The 19,751-nt window shown below is 33.7% G+C and carries 14 protein-coding genes and 1 riboswitch; all 14 genes read left to right on the top strand.

Features of this window, described 5'->3' with window-relative positions; all coding sequences use genetic code 11:
- The first annotated feature begins 64 nt into the window (after window positions 1-64).
- The 14 genes from Q1B37_RS03170 to Q1B37_RS03235 all read left to right on the top strand — a co-directional run bounded on the left by Q1B37_RS03170 (window position 65) and on the right by Q1B37_RS03235 (window position 19,747).
- Window positions 65-1,312 (top strand): GTP-binding protein, encoded by a 1,248-nt coding sequence (locus Q1B37_RS03170; RefSeq protein ID WP_299895313.1) that lies wholly within the window; start codon window positions 65-67, stop codon window positions 1,310-1,312.
- A 107-nt stretch (window positions 1,313-1,419) separates the two neighbouring features.
- On the top strand, window positions 1,420-3,510 hold the full coding sequence (locus Q1B37_RS03175) for a HEPN domain-containing protein (RefSeq protein WP_299895315.1): 2,091 nt from the start codon (window positions 1,420-1,422) through the stop codon (window positions 3,508-3,510).
- A gap of 51 nt (window positions 3,511-3,561) precedes the next feature.
- Window positions 3,562-4,329, top strand: coding sequence for a uroporphyrinogen-III C-methyltransferase (gene cobA, locus Q1B37_RS03180; protein ID WP_299895317.1), 768 nt, complete (start codon window positions 3,562-3,564; stop codon window positions 4,327-4,329).
- Between the two features lie 160 nt (window positions 4,330-4,489).
- Window positions 4,490-5,092: a bifunctional precorrin-2 dehydrogenase/sirohydrochlorin ferrochelatase gene (locus Q1B37_RS03185; protein WP_299895355.1), complete on the top strand. Its 603-nt coding sequence runs from the start codon at window positions 4,490-4,492 to the stop codon at window positions 5,090-5,092.
- A complete protein-coding gene (locus Q1B37_RS03190) occupies window positions 5,079-6,134 on the top strand; it encodes an NAD(P)/FAD-dependent oxidoreductase (RefSeq protein ID WP_299895358.1) in 1,056 nt (351 codons plus the stop codon). The genes Q1B37_RS03185 and Q1B37_RS03190 overlap by 14 nt, the downstream gene beginning before the upstream one ends.
- Window positions 6,135-6,217: 83 nt before the next feature.
- Window positions 6,218-6,538, top strand: coding sequence for a 2Fe-2S iron-sulfur cluster-binding protein (locus tag Q1B37_RS03195; RefSeq protein WP_219006710.1), 321 nt, complete (start codon window positions 6,218-6,220; stop codon window positions 6,536-6,538).
- A 92-nt stretch (window positions 6,539-6,630) separates the two neighbouring features.
- A riboswitch (SAM riboswitch) is annotated at window positions 6,631-6,737 on the top strand.
- A gap of 164 nt (window positions 6,738-6,901) precedes the next feature.
- Window positions 6,902-7,903 (top strand): homocysteine S-methyltransferase family protein, encoded by a 1,002-nt coding sequence (locus Q1B37_RS03200; protein WP_299895361.1) that lies wholly within the window; start codon window positions 6,902-6,904, stop codon window positions 7,901-7,903.
- 3 nt (window positions 7,904-7,906) lie between these two features.
- A complete protein-coding gene (gene metH, locus Q1B37_RS03205; protein ID WP_299895363.1) occupies window positions 7,907-10,600 on the top strand; it encodes a methionine synthase in 2,694 nt (897 codons plus the stop codon).
- Window positions 10,601-10,628: 28 nt separating this feature from the next.
- Window positions 10,629-11,582, top strand: coding sequence for a methylenetetrahydrofolate reductase [NAD(P)H] (gene metF, locus Q1B37_RS03210; RefSeq protein WP_299603125.1), 954 nt, complete (start codon window positions 10,629-10,631; stop codon window positions 11,580-11,582).
- 49 nt (window positions 11,583-11,631) lie between these two features.
- On the top strand, window positions 11,632-12,729 hold the full coding sequence (locus Q1B37_RS03215; RefSeq protein WP_299895365.1) for an acyloxyacyl hydrolase: 1,098 nt from the start codon (window positions 11,632-11,634) through the stop codon (window positions 12,727-12,729).
- Entirely contained in the window at window positions 12,726-13,475 is a 750-nt protein-coding gene (locus tag Q1B37_RS03220) for a head GIN domain-containing protein (RefSeq protein ID WP_299895368.1), read from the top strand. The genes Q1B37_RS03215 and Q1B37_RS03220 overlap by 4 nt, the downstream gene beginning before the upstream one ends.
- A 279-nt stretch (window positions 13,476-13,754) precedes the next feature.
- Window positions 13,755-16,883: a PAS domain S-box protein gene (locus Q1B37_RS03225; RefSeq protein ID WP_299895371.1), complete on the top strand. Its 3,129-nt coding sequence runs from the start codon at window positions 13,755-13,757 to the stop codon at window positions 16,881-16,883.
- Between the two features lie 154 nt (window positions 16,884-17,037).
- Window positions 17,038-19,347, top strand: coding sequence for a PAS domain-containing sensor histidine kinase (locus Q1B37_RS03230; protein WP_299895374.1), 2,310 nt, complete (start codon window positions 17,038-17,040; stop codon window positions 19,345-19,347).
- Window positions 19,340-19,747, top strand: coding sequence for a response regulator (locus tag Q1B37_RS03235; protein WP_299603113.1), 408 nt, complete (start codon window positions 19,340-19,342; stop codon window positions 19,745-19,747). Before Q1B37_RS03230 ends, Q1B37_RS03235 begins: the two co-directional genes overlap by 8 nt.
- Window positions 19,748-19,751 lie beyond the last annotated feature (4 nt).

A 19,751-nucleotide genomic window follows, 5' to 3' on the forward strand; every position in this document is an offset into this window, starting at 1 on the left:
ATCCAAAATAAAATAATAAATAAAAAAGAATACTCTACTCTTAGAGAATAATTAATAAATAGCTATGGACGTACTAAAGATAGCAACAGCAGGAAGTGTAGATGATGGGAAGAGTACTTTGATAGGTCGTATTTTATACGATACAAAATCATTGACTACCGATAAGTTAGAGGCTATAGAAACTAGAAGTAAAGCAAACGGATTTGATTATCTTGATTTTTCATTGGCTACAGATGGATTAGTAGCAGAAAGAGAACAGGGTATTACAATCGATGTTGCTCATATTTACTTTTCAACAAAAACCAAAAGTTATATTATAGCGGATACTCCAGGACATATAGAATATACCAGAAATATGGTTACAGGAGCTTCTACATCCCAAGCTTCTATTATTTTGGTAGATGCTAGAAAAGGAGTAATCGAACAAACATACCGACATTTTTTTATCAATAATCTGTTAAGGGTTAAAGATGTTATCGTTGCAATTAATAAAATGGATTTGGTTGATTTTTCAAAAGAGAAATATGATGCTGTTAAGTCTGATTTTGAGAAGCTAATTGCTAAAAGTGATTATAAAGAGCAAAATGTTACATTTATTCCTGTTAGTGCTTTACAAGGGGATAATGTTGTTACTAAATCTGAAAATACGCCTTGGTATGATGGTCAAACTTTGTTAGAGCATCTAGAAGAATTAGATGCGCAAGACGTATTTGAAAAAGCAGAGGTGCGTTTCCCTGTACAAACAGTGATTAGACCTAAGAAAGATGAATTCCATGATTTTAGAGGATATGCAGGTAAGTTGTACGGAGGAGATCTTTCGGTTGGAGATGAGGTTACTATTTTACCGTCTTTAACAACGTCTAAAATAAAAGAAATATTCTTTTTTGATCAGCAATTTGATACAGCAGGTAGAGGTAGTTCTTGTACATTAACCTTAGAAGATGATGTAAACGTTAGTCGTGGAGATATGATTGTAAAATCATCAGAACAACCAAAAGTAGAAAAGCAATTATCAGCTACAGTTTGTTGGATGGATAATAAGAATTTAAATCCAGGAACTAATTATTTGATTCAGAGTGGGAGTAGCAGAATTTTAGCAAAAGTGAAAAATGTTAGCGGCACGATTGCTACAGATTTTTCTGGAGAAGATACAGAGCAAAATTCATTAAGTCTTAATGAAATTGGAAAAGTTCAGATACAATTAAGTAAGCCTTTGGCTATTGATTCTTATAGTAAGAATAAAGCCTCGGGATCATTTATATTAATAGATTCTCAAACAAACAATACCGCAGGCGTTGGTTTTATAGACTAGTTAAATGGCCAACATTTAGAAATAAAGAAACAAGAATTTTTAAGAATTAAAAATTGAATACAAAAGTCATAGGTACGTCTTTTTTTAAGCTTTAAACACGAAAAAAAATGCAAAGTTTTAGAACAGAAATAGAAAACCCAGTTGTCGAAAAAGACATTATAGAATTAGCAAATAAAATTGAGCAATTCCATAAAGGGAAAATTGATGAGGAAAAATTTCGTAGCCTTCGTTTAGCAAGAGGTGTATATGGGCAGCGTCAGGAAGGAGTGCAAATGATTCGTATTAAACTACCTTATGGTAAAGTTTTAAGTAATCAACTACGAAGAATTTGTGAGGTTTCTGATGAGTATTCTAGAGGTAGATTGCATATAACGACTAGGCAAGATATACAAATACACTATGTGGATTTGAATAGGACTCCAGAACTTTGGGCAGAACTGGAAAAAGATGATGTTACTCTTAGAGAAGCTTGTGGAAACACGGTACGTAATGTTACAGCTTCCGAAACTGCAGGGATTGATCCAAGAGAGCCTTTCGACGTGTCACCGTATGCAGATGCATTGTTTCGTTTCTTTTTAAGAAATCCTATTTGTCAGGAAATGGGGCGTAAATTCAAGGTGTCTTTTTCTGGAACAGAAGAAGATACAGGATTGTCATATATGCATGATTTAGGATTTATTGCTAAGATAGAAAATGGTATAAGAGGGTTTAAAGTGATGTTAGCAGGTGGATTAGGGTCACAGCCAAGACATGCAGATGAGTTATATAGCTTTTTACCAGCTAACAAAATAATTCCATTGATGGAAGGAGTGTTAAGAATTTTTGATCGTCATGGTGAGCGTAAAAGTAGAGCCAAAGCGAGAATGAAGTTTTTAGTTAAGAATATTGGCTTAGACGCTTTTAAGGAATTATTAGAGGCAGAGCAAAAAGCTATAGCGCAAAAAACAGTGGAGATAGATGCTGAAAAATATGTAGCATCCGTTCCAGTTGATGTTGAAGCACCTGTGGTAGAAATTAAAGATCAAAAAGCTTTTGATTTATGGAAATCTACCAATGTGATCACACAAAAACAGGATGGATATGTTGCTATTGGAATCAAGGTTTTATTAGGAGATTTCTACACTGATAAGGCAAGATTATTAGCAGATTTAGTAGAAAAATACGCAGCAGGAGAATTAAGGTTATCACTGCGTCAAAATATTTTAATTCCTTTTGTAAATGAAAATTTAGTGCCTTTCTTCTATCAAGAATTAGAAAAGTTAGGATTTGTTGAAGCAGGTTATAATAAAGCAATTGATATTACTGCATGTCCAGGAACTGATACGTGTAATTTGGGAATAGCAAGTAGTACCGGTATTGCAGAAGAATTAGAAAGAGTTATAAAAACAGAATACCCTCAATATTTAGAAAAAGAGGATCTTGTAATTAAGATCAGTGGATGTATGAATGCCTGTGGACAGCATAATATGGCAAATATTGGTTTCCAAGGGATGTCTGTTAGAACCAAAGATAAGTTAGTAGCGCCAGCGCTTCAAATATTATTGGGTGGAGGAAATCTAGGAGATGGTAAAGGTCGATTTGCAGATAAAGTGGTTAAAGTACCAAGTAGAAGAGGACCAGAGGCTTTACGTAGAATATTAGATGATTTTGAAGCAAATTCGAATGGAAGAAAATTTGTAGAGTATTATGCAAACCAAGGAGAAAAATATTTCTACGATTTTCTAACAGACTTATCCAATGTGGATAATCTTACCCAAGAAGATTTTATCGATTGGGGAAATGAAGAGGAATATGTAAAAGCGATTGGAATTGGAGAATGTGCAGGTGTAGTCATAGACTTAATTGCTACTTTGTTCTTGGAAAGTGAAGAGAAAATAGAAAATGCAAAAGTATCTTTTGAAAATGAAGTGTATTCAGACGCAGTTTACCATGCTTACAGTTCTCTTGTTAACTCGGCAAAAGCCCTATTGTTAGCGGAAAATAAGAAGACAAATACACATGCTGGTATTATCAATCAGTTTGATGAAGAATTTGTGTCAACTGGCAAAATAAATCTAGATGGAACGTTTGCAGATTTGATATATCAGATTCAAAGAAATGCACCAAGTAAGGATTTTGCAGTGGATTATATTAAAAATGCAGGGCAATTTTTGCAAAAAGTGCAAGCCTTTAGAGCACTTGAAGTGGAAAATGTATAATATCTTTACATCATACGAATTTGGGATAATAAATTATGTAAGTAGATGGAAATGAGTAGCAAGATACCAAAGTTAACAGTTGTAGGAGCAGGTCCTGGTGATCCAGATTTAATTACATTAAAAGCTATTAAAGCATTAGCATCAGCAGATGTTGTATTGTATGATGCATTGATTAATGAATCTCTATTAGAATATGCTCCAAATGCCGAAAAAATATTTGTAGGGAAACGAAAAGGGTGTTACGCTTATCAACAAGAACAGATCAATGAATTAATTGTTAGTAGAGCGAAAAGTCATGGTCATGTCGTTCGACTAAAAGGGGGAGACCCTTTTATTTTCGGACGTGGAGCAGAAGAAATTGATTATGTGCAAGAATTTGGAATTGAAACAAATATGGTTCCTGGGATATCATCATCTCTAGCGGTGCCAGCGTATCAAGGAATTCCACTAACAAAACGAGGTTCATCCGAGAGTTTTTGGGTGATCACTGGAACAACAAAATCTCATAAATTATCACAGGACGTTTGCCTGGCAGCTAAATCTAATGCGACTGTGGTAATTTTAATGGGAATGAGCAAGTTAAGCGAAATTGTTAGTATCTTTGCAGCCGAAAATAAACAAGAGGTTCCTGTAGCTGTTATCCAGAACGGAACAACTGATAATGAGAGGTTTGGATATGGTTCGATTGGAACTATAGAACAAGTAGTTTCAGAACAAAAATTGTCTTCACCTGCCATTATTGTAATCGGAGAAGTAGTGAAACAAAGAGCTAAATTAGCTTCTATTTGTAAGAATATAAAAGAAGAAATCGTATCTTGATAGTTCAGGATAGCAATAAAGATGAAACGAGTATTGAAAAATTTAATATTTGTTTGAAAAAAGAAAATGTTTAAATTTTTAATACGAGAACAGAGTGGTTACACAGGTTCTCAATTTTATAATTAATTTATTATTGAAATAATTAATAAAATTTAAGCGTGTGAAAGAAAGAAATAATTTATATCCGGTTTTTCTAAAGGTTAGAAATCTCGAAATTCTAATAGTAGGAGGAGGAAATGTAGCCGAAGAAAAACTAACGTTCTTATTAAAATCAAGCCCGAATGCTAAAGTAACAATGGTGTCTCCAATGTATAGAGAAGATACTGTGGCTTTGGCGAGTAAGTTCGGAGTAAAAATGATAAAAAAGAAATATCACAGACGTTTTCTGAAAGGAAAACATATAGCAATTGCTACAACAGATGTTCCAAAAGTTAATGTACAAGTGTATAAAGATTGTAGGAAAAGAAGTAAATTGGTGAATGTAGCAGACAATCCTCCATACTGTGATTTTTATATGGGAGGTATTGTTACCAAAGGTAATGTGAAAGTGGCTATTTCGACTAATGGAAAGTCACCGACCACTGCCAAAAGATTACGTCAGTTTTTTGAAGAAGTAATTCCAGAAAATATTGATGACTTAGTCAAAAATTTAAACGAATATAGAAAAACAATAAAAGGTGATTTCGAGGAAAAAGTGGAAACACTCAATGAATTTACCAAAGGATTAATAGGAAAAAAAGAAGTTGAACATGATCAAGACTGATATTCTAATCATCGGAGCAGGACCAACAGGTTTATTCACTGTTTTTGAAGCAGGATTATTAAAATTAAAAACACATCTTATCGATGCGTTGCCACAACCAGGTGGACAATGCTCGGAAATATATCCTAAAAAACCAATTTACGATATTCCTGGATTTCCAGAAATTCTAGCTGGAGATTTAGTGAATAATTTAATGGAGCAGATAAAACCTTTTGAACCAGGTTTTACCCTAGGAGAAAGAGCAGAGACTATAGAAAAGTTAGAAGATGATACCTTTTTGGTGACTACCAACAAAGGAACCCAGCATAATGCACCAGTTGTTGCTATTGCTGGTGGATTAGGTTCTTTCGAGCCTCGTAAACCACCAATTCCTAATATTGCGGATTTCGAAGATAAAGGAGTGGCATACATTATTAGAGATCCTGAGGTGTATAGAGACAAAAGAGTAGTAATTGCAGGAGGTGGAGATTCTGCTTTGGATTGGACTATTTTCCTTGCAGATGTGGCAAGTGAGGTTACTTTAGTGCACAGAAGGAATGAATTTAGAGGTGCTTTAGATTCTGTAGAAAGAGTAGGTGAATTAACTAAACTGGGTAAAGTAAACTTAATTACCGAAGCCGAAGTAAAAGAAATTAAAGGAGAAGATCACGTTACAGGTGTTGGAATCAAACACAAGACACAAGGAGATATTAATGTAGATACAGATTACTTTATTCCATTATTCGGATTATCACCAAAATTAGGTCCAATTGCAAATTGGGGATTAGAAATAGAAAAGAATGCTATTAAAGTTGATAATTCGTATGATTATCAAACAAATATTCCAGGTATCTATGCTATAGGTGATGTAAATACCTACAGGGGAAAGCTTAAGTTAATACTTTCTGGATTCCATGAAGCTGCCATTATGTGTCAGAGTGCCTATCAGAGAATCTTCCCTGATAAAAAATATGTTATGAAATATACTACAGTAGGTGGAGTAGAAGGATTTGATGGATCTAAAAAAGAAGCCAAAAAAGAGGTAGTAAAAGCAATCGTATAAGACTTATAAATTTCTTTCCTCGTAAGTAATACTGATCATTTTCGGTATATTTACGAGGATTTTTATACCCTTAAAGCAATAGTATGTCAGACGTTACTATAAAGATAAAAGATAGAGAAGGAGAAATTCATGAAGTACAAGCTCCTACTGATATGGCAATGAACCTAATGGAGGTGTGTAAGGCTTATGAACTTCCGGTAGAAGGTACTTGTGGAGGAATGGCTATGTGTGCATCTTGTCAATGTTATATTTTATCAGATCATGAGCTTCCGGAAATGGGACAAGATGAGGACTTAATGTTAGCAGAAGCTTTTTATGTGGAGGATAATAGTAGACTTGGTTGCCAGATTCCAATCACTCCAGAATTAGATGGATTGGAGATTGAATTAGCTCCAGAATCCTAAAAAAATAGATTAAACTTGCAAAATAAAAGGCTATGCCTTTTATTTGTAAACGTTTTACGTAGAAAACGTTTACGCAGTTCATAAATTTAATTATGTTATCAAGAAAGGTGGAGGGAATAGACCCTATGAAACCTTAGCAACCCTTTATCTGTTAAAGAAGGTGCTACATTCTATTCGTTTCACACGAAATAGATAACAATGATGTATGGCTTAGCCTATTTCCATTTATTTTTCTTGATATAGTAATTGTATGATTGATAACCTATGTCTAGTACTGTTATTTTAGTATTAGATAGAATGTTTTTCATATGTAAAGATCTTTTTATGGATCAAACTACATGTGTGTAATTATCGGATTTTTAAATGAAGGATATACAAAAAATATTAGAGGAAAGAATCCTTGTGTTGGATGGAGCAATGGGGACTATGCTACAACGTCATAAGTTTACCGAAGAAGATTTTAGAGGCAAACGGTTTAAGGATTGGAAAGTTCCAGTTCAAGGGAATAATGATTTATTGAGTATTACGCAACCTGAAGCAATTAAAGAAGTACACCGTTTGTATTTTGAAGCTGGTGCGGATATTGTAGAAACCAATACATTCTCTGGAACAACTATTGCGATGGCAGATTACGAAATGGAAGAATTAGTATATGAATTAAACTTTCAATCTGCCAAGATAGCTAAAGAGGTGGCAGATGAATTTACTGTTAACGAACCTAATAAGCCACGTTTTGTTGCTGGATCAATTGGGCCTACCAATAGAACTGCAAGCATGTCACCAGATGTAAATGATCCTGGTTTTAGAGCGGTCACTTTCGATGAGTTAAGGATAGCATATAAACTACAGGTGGAAGCATTATTAGATGGAGGATCTGATATACTTTTGGTAGAAACTGTTTTTGACACATTGAATGCAAAAGCTGCTCTTTTTGCAATAGAAGAAGTAAAAGACGAAAGAAATATAGAGGTGCCAATCATGGTAAGTGGAACCATAACAGATGCAAGTGGGAGAACACTATCTGGTCAGACAGCGGAGGCATTTTTAATTTCTGTTTCGCATATTCCTTTATTGTCTATAGGATTTAATTGTGCCTTGGGAGCAAATCAGTTAACTCCACATTTAGAGGTGCTATCACAGAAAGCTGATTTTTGGGTGTCAGCACATCCCAATGCGGGATTGCCAAATGCTTTTGGAGAGTATGATGAAACTCCGGAGCAAATGGCAGATCAAATAAAAGAATATTTAGACAAAAATTTGATAAATATTATTGGAGGATGTTGTGGAACTACTCCAGAGCATATCAAGGCAATTGCAGATATTGCAAAAAAGTATCAACCAAGATCATTAGAAGCAGTGATTTAGATTATGGCGGTAAAGGAAAAAAGAAAATACTTAAAGTTATCCGGACTTGAGCCGATGATTGTTTCGGCTGATACGAACTTTATAAATGTTGGTGAGCGTACTAATGTAGCAGGATCTAGAAAATTTCTTCGTCTCATCAAGGAAGAGAAATTTGATGAAGCACTTGATATTGCCAGACATCAGGTAGAAGGAGGAGCTCAGGTGATCGATATCAATATGGACGATGGTTTGATAGACGGAAAAGAAGCGATGGTAAGGTTCTTGAATCTTATTATGGCAGAACCCGATATTGCCAGAGTGCCAATCATGATTGATAGCTCTAAATGGGATATTTTAGAAGCAGGATTACAAGTCGTGCAAGGGAAATGTGTAGTAAATTCTATCAGTCTAAAAGAAGGAGAAAAAGAGTTTATAGCACATGCCAAAAAAATCAAGAGATATGGAGCAGCAGTAATTATAATGGCTTTTGATGAGGTTGGTCAGGCAGATAATTATGAGCGCCGTATTGAGATCTCTAAAAGATCCTATGATATCCTAGTAAATCAGGTTAATTTTCCTCCCGAGGATATCATATTTGATTTAAATATATTTCCAGTAGCTACTGGAATGGAAGAACATCGTAAAAATGCAATAGATTTTATTGAAGCTACGAGATGGGTAAGAGAAAATTTACCTCATTGTAGTGTCAGTGGTGGAGTTAGTAATGTTTCTTTTTCCTTTAGAGGAAACAACGTGGTTAGAGAAGCCATGCATTCTGTGTTTTTATATCACGCTATTCAGGCTGGAATGAATATGGGTATTGTAAACCCTACAATGCTCGAAGTATACGATGATATACCTAAAGATCTATTGGAATATGTAGAAGATGTGATCTTAGATCGAAGAGAGGATGCAACTGAACGTTTACTTGATTTTGCCGAAACCGTAAAAGGAACTAAAAAAGAACAAACAGTTGATCTTTCCTGGAGAGAAGAACCTTTGCAAGACCGTATAACCAGAGCATTGGTAAAAGGAATTGATCAATACATAGAAGAGGATGTAGAGGAAGCGAGACAAGCAGCCGATAAGCCTATTGAAGTAATTGAAGGTAATCTGATGACCGGAATGAATGTAGTTGGAGATTTATTCGGTTCGGGAAAAATGTTTTTACCACAAGTTGTTAAATCAGCTAGGGTTATGAAAAAAGCAGTTGCTTACTTATTACCTTATATCGAAGAAGAAAAGAAAAACAACCCAAGTTCAGCCGAAGGAAATGGTTCTGCTGGAAAAGTGTTAATGGCTACTGTAAAGGGAGATGTTCATGATATCGGTAAGAATATAGTGTCTGTTGTATTAGGGTGTAATAATTATGAGATTGTGGATCTAGGAGTTATGGTACCGCCGGAGAAAATTATTCAGACCGCAATTGATGAAAGTGTCGATATCATTGGATTGAGTGGATTGATTACTCCGTCTCTGGATGAAATGGTTTTTTTAGCCAAAGAAATGGAACGTAGAAACTTTAAAATTCCATTATTGATCGGAGGAGCAACTACTTCTAAGGCACATACCGCGGTAAAAATAGATCCGCAATATCAAAATGCTGTGGTACATGTAAATGACGCATCAAGAGCAGTGACTGTGGTAGGAGATCTTTTGAATAAAAGAAGTAATCAAAAATATGTAGGTGCATTAAAAGAAGACTATGAAAAATTTAGAGAGAGCTTCTTAAAAAGAACAAAAAAGAAGGAGTACCTATCGATTGAAGATGCAAGAAAAAATAAATATACCATCGACTGGAACACTTCCAAAATTACAGAACCAAATGCGTTAGGGGTTCAGATTATCGAAGAGTTTGATTTAAAAAAGCTAGAGCCATATATTGATTGGACTCCATTTTTTAGGTCTTGGGATCTTCATGGGAAATATCCAGCTATTCTAAATGATGAAATTGTAGGAGAACAAGCTAATTCCTTATTTGCAGACGCGAAGGAATTAATGGGCAAAGTACTTAATGAAAGATTACTAAGTGCAAAAGCAATATTTGGGTTGTTCGAAGCGAATACCATTAATGATGATGATATAGAAGTTAAAAGTAATTTTGGAAATTTTGAATTTAGAACTCTTAGACAGCAATTAAAAAAGCATGCTGGTAAACCCAACTTCGCGTTAGCCGACTTTGTAGCTCCAAAAGAATCTAAAAGACAAGATTATATAGGATGTTTCTGCGTTACGACAGGATTTGGAACCAAAGAGCTGGCAGAGGATTTTGAAAAAGAACATGATGATTATAATTCAATTATGATTAAAGCTTTAGCAGATCGTTTGGCCGAAGCTTTCGCAGAATATCTACATGAAAAAGTAAGAAAAGAACATTGGGGATATGCTAAAGAAGAAAAACTGTCTAATGATGAGTTAATTAAAGAAGTTTATAAAGGGATTAGACCTGCACCAGGATATCCCGCTTGTCCGGATCATCTCGAGAAACTAACAATCTGGGAACTATTAAAGGTAAAAGAAAATATAGGAGTTGAACTTACTGAAGGTCTGGCGATGTGGCCGGCAGCTTCGGTTTCGGGATATTACTTTGCTAACCCTGAAGCAAGATATTTTGGTTTGGGAAAAATAAAAGAAGATCAAGTCAAAGATTTTGCTTCAAGAAAAAATATCGACTTCGAGCTGGCAAAAAAGTGGTTAAGTCCTAACCTAGTAGAATAAAAAACACCAAGTAAACAACTAAAACTAAATGAAGGTTACCGATCATATAAAAAAGGCTAAAGGAAAAACATTATTTTCATTTGAATTAATTCCTCCCCAAAAAGGAAAAAGTATCCAAGAATTATATGATAATATAGATCCCTTAATGGAATTTAATCCTCCATTCATAGATGTAACTACATCGAGAGAGGAATTTATCTATATTGATCGCGAAGGTCTCTTGGATAAAAAATTAACAAGGATGCGTCCAGGAACAGTTGGTATTTGTGCATCAATTACACATAAGTATAATGTTGATACAATTCCACATGTACTATGTGGAGGGTTTACAAAGGAGGAAACGGAATATCTTTTGGTGGATTGTCATTATTTGGGTATTGATAATGTAATGGCACTTCGTGGAGATGCGATGAAAGAGGAAAAATATTTTAGTCCAACAAAAGGAGGTCATTGTTATGCAAATGAATTGGTAGAGCAGATTGTAAATATGAATAATGGTCGATTTCTACATGAAGTTATAGAAAGTGATAATCAATCTGACTTTTGTATAGGTGTTGCCGGATATCCAGAAAAGCACATGGAAGCTCCGTCTATGAATGCTGATATAAGAAGATTAAAAGATAAAGTTGATGCTGGTGCTGATTATGTGGTAACCCAAATGTTTTTTGATAATAAAAGATATTTCGCCTTTGTAGAAAAAGCTAGAGAAGCTGGGATTAATGTCCCAATAATACCTGGTATCAAACCTGTAGCGGTAAAAAGACATCTGCAATTATTACCTCAAGTTTTTAAGCTAGACATGCCCGATGAGTTAGTAAGTGCTGTAGAAGGTTGTAAGACTAATAAGCAAGTTCGTGAGGTAGGAATAGAATTCGCAATCCAACAATCGAAAGAATTAATGGAATACGGAGTGCCTGTATTACATTATTATTCAATGGGAAAATCTGATAATATTAAAAAAATAGCAGAAAGCGTATTCTAAAACTATCAAGATTTTGGAAACCTAAAAGTGCTATCTTACATTTGCCACAATGATAAAGCGCATTTGTATAGTATTGATATTGTTGGTGCACTACGTGCAATCACAAGAGGATAAAAAGTATTATAGTTTTGATGTAAACAACTTTTATGGAACTATTCTAAAACATAATCCAGATATATCTCATTTAATAACAGGACATCCTTCAGGAGTACTACTTTCGGTAAACAGAAAGACCTTTGGTAATAAAGAATGGGAAAGATTATATAACTCACCCGATTATGGGCTCTCATTCATATATCAGGATATGGATAATGAGTTTTTGGGTCAAAACTTTGGGGTCTATTTACATTATAACTTTTATTTTTTCAAACGTCTTTTGATGTTTAGATTAGGACAAGGATTAGCCTATACAAATAGTCCATACGATGAAGATGATAATTTTAGAAATGTGGCATATGGATCACATTTCATGAGTTCTACATTTGCAATGCTCAATCTAAAAAAAGAAAACATCTTAGGAGGACTTGGTTTTCAAATGGGATTAGGAGTTATTCATTATTCTAATGCAAATTTTAAAGCACCAAATAAAAGTACAAATACACTAGTGTTTAATGCAGGTTTTAATTATGTGTTAGATTCACAATATCCGGAAAATGTAGAAAAAGAAAAGGGCGAAGTAAGGGGATCAGAACCTTTCGGATATGGTTTTATATTTAGGAGCGGAATCAACGAAAGTGATGTTGTTGGATCTGGTCAGTTCCCATTTTATACCTTTGCGGTTTTTGCCGATAAACGTTTGAATAAGAAAAGTAGTGTCCAGCTTGGAGCTGAATTATTTTTCTCAAAAGCTTTGGAAAGATTTATAGATTTTAGAGCTTCTGGAGCATTTAGAAATGATAATACAACAGGAGATGAAGATGCAAAAAGAATTGGGTTGTCTTTGGGACATGAATTAAGAATTAACAAAATCTCTGTATTAACTCAGTTGGGGTACTATATTTATTACCCATATGATTTTGAAGGTCAGGTGTATAATCGTTTTGGATTGAGATATTATGCAAATAAAAATATATTTGGATCAGTTACTGTAAGATCACATGCGGCAAAAGCTGAGGCAGTTGAATTTTCTATTGGTTACAGATTATGAAAAAGATACTTATAATAATATTGATGCTATTTATTATTTCTTGTGATAGCGAGAACGCTATAGATTGTTTTCAAAGGACAGGAGATTTAGTAAGACAAGAAGTTGAGGTTCCAGATTTTTCTAGAATTTTAGTAAATCAGAATGTAGAAATGGTTTTGAAACAAGGAGAACAGACCTCTATAGTAATAGAAACTGGAGATAATTTATTAAATGAGGTTTCTGCTATTGTCGAAGGTGATCGATTAGTGTTAAGTAATACTAATGACTGTAATTTTGTAAGAGATTTTAATCAAACTAAAATTTTTGTAACAGCTCCTAATATTACTGAAATTAGAAGTGCTTCCCAATTTGATATTTCTTCTGATGGCATACTAACCTATCCTGAATTGAGATTGTTATCTGAAGATTTTAATGAAGATAATGGAGGGAATATTAATGGAACTTTTACCTTAGAAGTAGATTGCGAAAATATTATTGTAGTAGGAAATAATATCGCATCTTTTTTTGTAACTGGGAGAGTCATTAACTTAAGGGTTGGTTTTTTCTCAGGTACTGGGAGATTTGAAGGAGATAAGCTTATAGCGGAGAATGTCGATGTTTTTCACAGAGGAACAAACAAAATTATCGTAAACCCTCGAGAGTCAATAACAGGTGAAATTAGAAGTACTGGAGATGTCATTTCCATAAATCAGCCTCCAGTGGTAGATGTGCAAGAGTTTTTTACAGGAAGACTAATATTTAATTGAAATTTACATACAAAAGGGATTTTTCCCTTTAATTTTTTTCAATAATTTTTGTTAAATTTTGTGATTTTCACTTTGTTTTTTTCTTTTTTATGTATCTTTATTTTCTTTTCAAGAAATTGTAAATCATATATTTACGTTTATTTTTATTGCGTTTTTTTATCATAACTGTGTTACGGTTTTGTAACACAAAATTAATGGTTTTACTGGTTTATATAATTGATAATATTGCGTAAATTTAATTACCCCGCAGAGCAAACAGTTGAATCTTAACAAAATTGTATGGCCTATAGCGAGGAAACTACTTTTAGAAATTACGTTCATTTACGAGAGAATTATTTACAAAGAGAACTTTACGAAATTGTAAAGAAAGACGAAAAAGTTTTTGATTTTATTCAAGATACTATACTAGATGGTGTTTGGTTTTGGGATTTAAAAGATCCTGACCAAAAATGGATGGATGAAAAATTTTGGAGTATTCTTGGATATACTGCCACCGAAATTCCAAAAGAAAAATCATTTTGGAAAAAAATAATAATTCAGGAAGATTTAGAAAAGATATTGAAAAGTTTGGATGAGCATCTCGATCAGCCAAATAAACAATATGATCTAGTGGTTAGGTTTACTCATAAGTTAGGACATATAGTTTGGTTGAGATGCAGAGGTATTACTATTTCGGATATCAATGGTGAACCTTTATGGATGATCGGGGTATATGCAGATGTTACTAAATTAGTAAATACAGAATACGAATTACAGCAGCAAGTTGAAAAGTATAAAGATACTATTGAGAGTACTAATTCAGGTTCTTGGGAATGGAATTTGCGAACAGGAAAGGTAGTTTTTGATGAGAGATGGGCTAATACCATGGGATATTCCCTCTCAGAATTACAACCAGTTTCTTTAAATACCTGGGTAGATTTGATGCATCCTTCTGATCATATAAAATCGACAAAGGTATTGCAACAACATTATGAAAAGTTGATACCCTACTATGAGTGCGAAACACGATTGAAACATAAGAATGGAGATTGGATTTGGGCATTGATAAAAGGAAAAATAGTTAGTTGGGATGAAGAAGGTAATCCTGAATTATTAGTAGGAACTCAAGTCGATATCACTGAGAACAAAAAAGCTTTAGAAAAGAATAGATTATTTGTAAGTCAAGCACCAAGCGCAATAGCCATGTTTGACACCAATATGAGATATCTTGCAGCATCTAGCAGGTGGTTTGAAGATTATAATATAGTTGGACAAGATATTATAGGAAAATCTCAATATGAAGTTTTTCCGGATATGAAAGAAAAATGGGAAAGTATTTATAATAAATGCTTAAATGGGGAAACGCTTAGAAAAGACGAAGATTGTTTAGAGAGAAATGAAGGTTGTAATCAATGGATTTCTTGGGAATTACGGCCATGGTACAATAAACAAGGACAGATAGGAGGTTTGTTAAAACATACCTCAGATATATCCAAATTAAAAAAAGCGGAAGAGCTTAGCGAAGAACGAAAAGTTTTTTTAGAAGCAATTTTAGATAGTATCGATGTAGGTGTTGTGTCCTGTGATGATAAAGGTTTGTTAACCTTATTTAATAAAACGGCTAAAAAATGGCATGGATTGCAAGCCAAACCAATTTCTCCTTCGGATTTATCAGAATATTATGGTCTACGAAAACCTGATGGGATTACACCCTTAAAAGAAGAAGAGATTCCTCTTATAAAAGCTTTAAGAGGAAATCAGGTGATGGATGATGAAATAGTGATTACATCGACATCTAGCAAACAAAGATATGTTGTAACCAACGGTTCTCAATTGATTGGTGTTAATGGCGAGGTTAGAGGAGCTGTGGTTGCTATGCATGATGTTACAGATAGAAAATTAGCCGAAGAGAAATTAAAAATAAGTGAACAAGCTTTTAGAGGGAATTTTGAAAGTGCGGCGACAGGAATGGCTATTATTGGTCTAGATGGAAGATGGATAGAAGTAAATGATGCTGTTTGCAATATGATAGGATATCGAAGGGAAGAATTAACTAACATGACATTCCAAGATATTACCCATCCTGAAGATTTAAATAAAGACTTAGGATTATTGAATAAGCTTCTAAATGGCGAAATATCCTTTTACCATCTAGAAAAGAGATATTTTCATAAGAATGGTAGAGAAGTACACGGATTGCTTTCGGTTTCTTTAGTAAGAGATAAAGAAGAAACACCATTATATTTTATATCTCAAATAACCGATACGACTCAGAATGTATATAATCAAAAGAGATTAGAAGATACTTTAGCTAAGTTAAAAGGTATTTTGGAATCGAGCAGTAGAGTTGGAATAATTGGGGCCGATGTTTCAGGAATCATAACGACATTTAATAAAGGAGCTGAAAATCTTTTAGGATATGATCGCGAGGAAATGTTATATAAGCAAAGTCCAGTCATTATTCATGATCAGGAAGAAGTAGAATTGGTTGGACGGAAATTGTCGCATGAGTTACATAAAGAAGTAAAAGGTTTTGATGTTTTTATTGAATTAACAAATAAAAAAAAGCATTACACAAAGGAGTGGACATATATTCGGAAAGATGGAACAAGATTTCCTGTGCAGCTTACAGTCACTGCAATCAAAGAAAGGGATAAAACGATAGGTTACTTAGGAGTCGCTACAGATATTAGCGATATAAAAAAGGTTGAAGACGAACTCAAATCCATTTTAGAACTAACGGAAGAACAAAATGAAAGGTTAAGAAATTTTGCTTACATCGTATCTCATAATTTAAAATCTCAATCAGGTAACTTCGAGATGTTACTTGATATTTATACCAAAGAAAATCCCGAAGCTGAAAAATCTGAGGCGATACAACTATTTAAAACGGCTTCTACTCGACTGTCAGACACCATAAAACATTTAAACGAGGTAGTACAAATTAATAATTCTATTGGCGAAAATTTGACCTCCAGTAATCTTAAAAAATCCGTAGATGAAGTAGTGAAAACAATATCGGTAATCTCAAAGGACGCTGAAGTTACTATCAATAATAATATATCCGAGGAATTATGGGTACAAGCTATTCCTGCTTACCTAGATAGTATTATTTTAAATTTTGTGACTAATGGGATTCGATACAGATCTAAAAGTCGTGATAGTTATATTAATATAGGAGCTAAGATTCAAGATGATTTTATCGTCATTCTTATAGAAGATAACGGACTAGGAATAGATCTAAAAAAGTATGGTTCTAAGTTGTTTGGAATGTATAAAACTTTTCATAACAATGAAGATGCGAGAGGTATTGGACTATTTATCACAAAAAATCAGGTTGAAGCACTTGGTGGAAAAATTAAGGTTAAAAGTAAAGTAGATCAGGGAACTACATTTGAGATTTACCTTAAGAAGGGAAAGCAATTCTAAATTCAGATTGTATTTTTTCTTAAAAAATGGATTTTTTTAAGAAATATGTTACAAAAATTAGCGAATTATTTAGGGAATATTCAGTAACTTTAAGTGATATTCAACGTTTGCACAATTCCCTCATTCGTTTATAAAAATAAAAATGAAAATGACCATGAAATTGACGAGAGTAAAGGATATAGCGCAAGATTCGAATAGAGATCACTATCTAAAGGAAGAACTATATGGCTTAATCAAAACTGATAGTTATATTTTTGATTTTATACAAGAAGCAGCCTTAGATGGGATATGGTTTTGGGATCTATTGGATCCTGATAATGTATGGATGAATCCAAGATATTGGACTCTTTTTGGATATGATCCGGCGACCAAACCCCATAAAACAGATGCTTGGCAAGAAATAGTCTTTAAAGAAGATTTAAAAAATATATATGCCAATTTTACTGCGCACGCAGAGGATCCCTCAGTTCCCTATGATCAAATAGTTAGATTTAAACATAAACTAGGACATACCGTATGGGTGCGTTGTAGAGGTGTAATGCTCAGAGATGATCAAGGGAAACCTATTAAAATGCTTGGTGCTCATACCGATATTACTAATATCAAAGAAAAAGAAGAAGAGCTAAGGTTACAGTCCGCTTTTTTTGAACACATTATTGATGGAACTGGATTAGGAACGTGGAAATGGAATGTTAAAACTGGTGAAACTATCCTAAATGAACGCTGGGCAGAGATGATTGGATATACTTTAGAAGAGCTGAAACCAATCTCTTTAGGAACCTGGTTAGCACACTCTACCAAGGAAGATCAAGATCGATCGAATGAACTTTTAAAAGAACATTTTGAAAAAAGAACTCCATTTTATGAGTGTGAATTTAAAATGAAACACAAAAATGGAGAATGGATTTGGGTTTTAGACAGAGGGAAAGTAGTAAGTTGGGATGAAGAAGGTAACCCAGAATGGATGCTTGGTGCTCATACTGATATTACGGAGATAAAGAAAAAAGAAGAAGAACTAAGGATACAATCGGCCATATTTGAGCATATTATCGATGGGACGGATCTTGGTACTTGGCAGTGGAATCCCGAAACTGGAGAAACTATTTTTAATGAAAGATGGGCAGAAATTATTGGTTATACCTTAGATGAAATTGGACCGATTTCTATAGATACTTGGGTTAAATATACGCACCCTGATGATATTCAAAAGTCAAATACATATCTGGAAGAATATTTCAAAGGAAATACTCCTATATACGAATGTGAAGTAAGGATGAAACACAAAAATGGGGGGTATGTTTGGATATTGACTAAGGGAAAAGTAGTTAGCTGGCATGAAAAAGGAAAACCAGAGTGGGTTTTCGGATCTCATCAAGATATTACAGAAAAAAAGCAAGACTTCGAAAGAAATAGACTTTTTATAGAACAAGCTCCAAGTGCCATAGCGATGTTTGATAAAAAAATGAACTATTTGGCCGCATCGCAAAAATGGTTTCAGATTTATGATATAGAAGGAGAGGATATTATAGGAAAATCTTATTACACTATCTTTTCAAAGGTTAGCAAGATCAGAAAAATGAATATTGCTAAATGTTTAAAGGGTACGGTAATTAAAAATTATGAGGAAAAAATACATAGAAAAAAGGGAGATTTTGTCTGGTTATCTTGGGAATTGCGACCTTGGTACTCTGATGAAAATGAAATAGGAGGTATTATCATACACGTTTCAGATATTACCAGAATTAAAAAAGAAGAAGAACTAAAATCTTTGTTAAGAGTAGCAGAAGATCAAAATCGAAGATTGAAAAACTTTGCACATATCGTTTCACATAATCTGAAGTCTCATTCCGGAAATTTTGAGATGTTATTGGATTTGTTCTTACAGGAAAATCCAGAGATTAGAGATAATGAAATTATTAGGCTATTTAAAACTGCTTCTTTAAATCTTTCAGATACTATTGCGCATCTAAATGAGGTTGTATTGATTAATACTTCCTTAGATAAAAGTTTGGTTCCAATTGATCTCAAAGAAGCGATAGATGAAGTCATAAGAGGCGTTTCTGCAATCGCAATAGAATCCGAAGTAGCCATAAATAACCAGATAAATGATAATATAAGAGTGATGGCAGTACCAGCTTACTTAGATAGTATATTACTTAACTTTATAACTAATGGTATTAAGTATAGATCATTAGAGCGAGAAAGTTACCTTACATTAAGTGCTGTAAAAGAAGATAAATATATGGTGTTATCAATTGAAGATAATGGATTAGGTATAGACCTAAGAAAACATCGATCTAAATTATTCGGAATGTATAAAACCTTTCATACCGAAATTAAAAATGCCCGAGGAATTGGATTATTTATAACAAAGAACCAAGTAGAAGCTATTGGTGGTAAAATAGAAGTTAGTAGCGAAGTGGATAGAGGAACAACCTTTAAAATTTATATGAGATATGAGTAAAATAGATATTGCCTGTGTTATAGATGATGATCCAATTTTTGTTTTTGGAATTAAGAAGGTGATGCAACTCATCGACTTTTGCGAAGGAATCTTGGTCTTTAAAAACGGTCAAGAAGCTTTGGATAATCTAAAAGCAATCATTTCTGCCAAAGAACAATTGCCGGATATCATATTGTTAGATTTAAATATGCCAATTTTAGATGGTTGGCAATTTTTAGAAGAGTTTATAAAGATTCCTTGTAATAAAAAGATTCTTATTTATGTAGTTTCATCTTCTGTAGATCCAGAGGATGTATTACGTGCTAAATCTTACGAAAGTGTTAGTGAGTATATTGTAAAACCAATATCAGTAGCAAAACTAAAAGAAGTGCTTTATGATTTTGAAAATGCGACTGGATAAAAAA

It is taken from the genome of uncultured Aquimarina sp. (assembly GCF_947492965.1).
Lineage (GTDB): Bacteria > Bacteroidota > Bacteroidia > Flavobacteriales > Flavobacteriaceae > Aquimarina.

Excerpts from the sequence above, each read along its gene's own strand:
- Q1B37_RS03235 (WP_299603113.1), top strand. The coding sequence starts at position 19,340 with ATGAGTAAAATAGATATTGCCTGTGTTATAGATGATGATCCAATTTTT.
- Q1B37_RS03175 (WP_299895315.1), top strand. The coding sequence starts at position 1,420 with ATGCAAAGTTTTAGAACAGAAATAGAAAACCCAGTTGTCGAAAAAGAC.
- metF (WP_299603125.1), top strand. The coding sequence starts at position 10,629 with ATGAAGGTTACCGATCATATAAAAAAGGCTAAAGGAAAAACATTATTT.
- Q1B37_RS03220 (WP_299895368.1), top strand. The coding sequence starts at position 12,726 with ATGAAAAAGATACTTATAATAATATTGATGCTATTTATTATTTCTTGT.
- Q1B37_RS03200 (WP_299895361.1), top strand. The coding sequence starts at position 6,902 with ATGAAGGATATACAAAAAATATTAGAGGAAAGAATCCTTGTGTTGGAT.
- cobA (WP_299895317.1), top strand. The coding sequence starts at position 3,562 with ATGAGTAGCAAGATACCAAAGTTAACAGTTGTAGGAGCAGGTCCTGGT.
- metH (WP_299895363.1), top strand. The coding sequence starts at position 7,907 with ATGGCGGTAAAGGAAAAAAGAAAATACTTAAAGTTATCCGGACTTGAG.
- Q1B37_RS03190 (WP_299895358.1), top strand. The coding sequence starts at position 5,079 with ATGATCAAGACTGATATTCTAATCATCGGAGCAGGACCAACAGGTTTA.
- Q1B37_RS03215 (WP_299895365.1), top strand. The coding sequence starts at position 11,632 with ATGATAAAGCGCATTTGTATAGTATTGATATTGTTGGTGCACTACGTG.
- Q1B37_RS03195 (WP_219006710.1), top strand. The coding sequence starts at position 6,218 with ATGTCAGACGTTACTATAAAGATAAAAGATAGAGAAGGAGAAATTCAT.
- Q1B37_RS03170 (WP_299895313.1), top strand. The coding sequence starts at position 65 with ATGGACGTACTAAAGATAGCAACAGCAGGAAGTGTAGATGATGGGAAG.
- Q1B37_RS03225 (WP_299895371.1), top strand. The coding sequence starts at position 13,755 with ATGGCCTATAGCGAGGAAACTACTTTTAGAAATTACGTTCATTTACGA.
- Q1B37_RS03230 (WP_299895374.1), top strand. The coding sequence starts at position 17,038 with ATGAAATTGACGAGAGTAAAGGATATAGCGCAAGATTCGAATAGAGAT.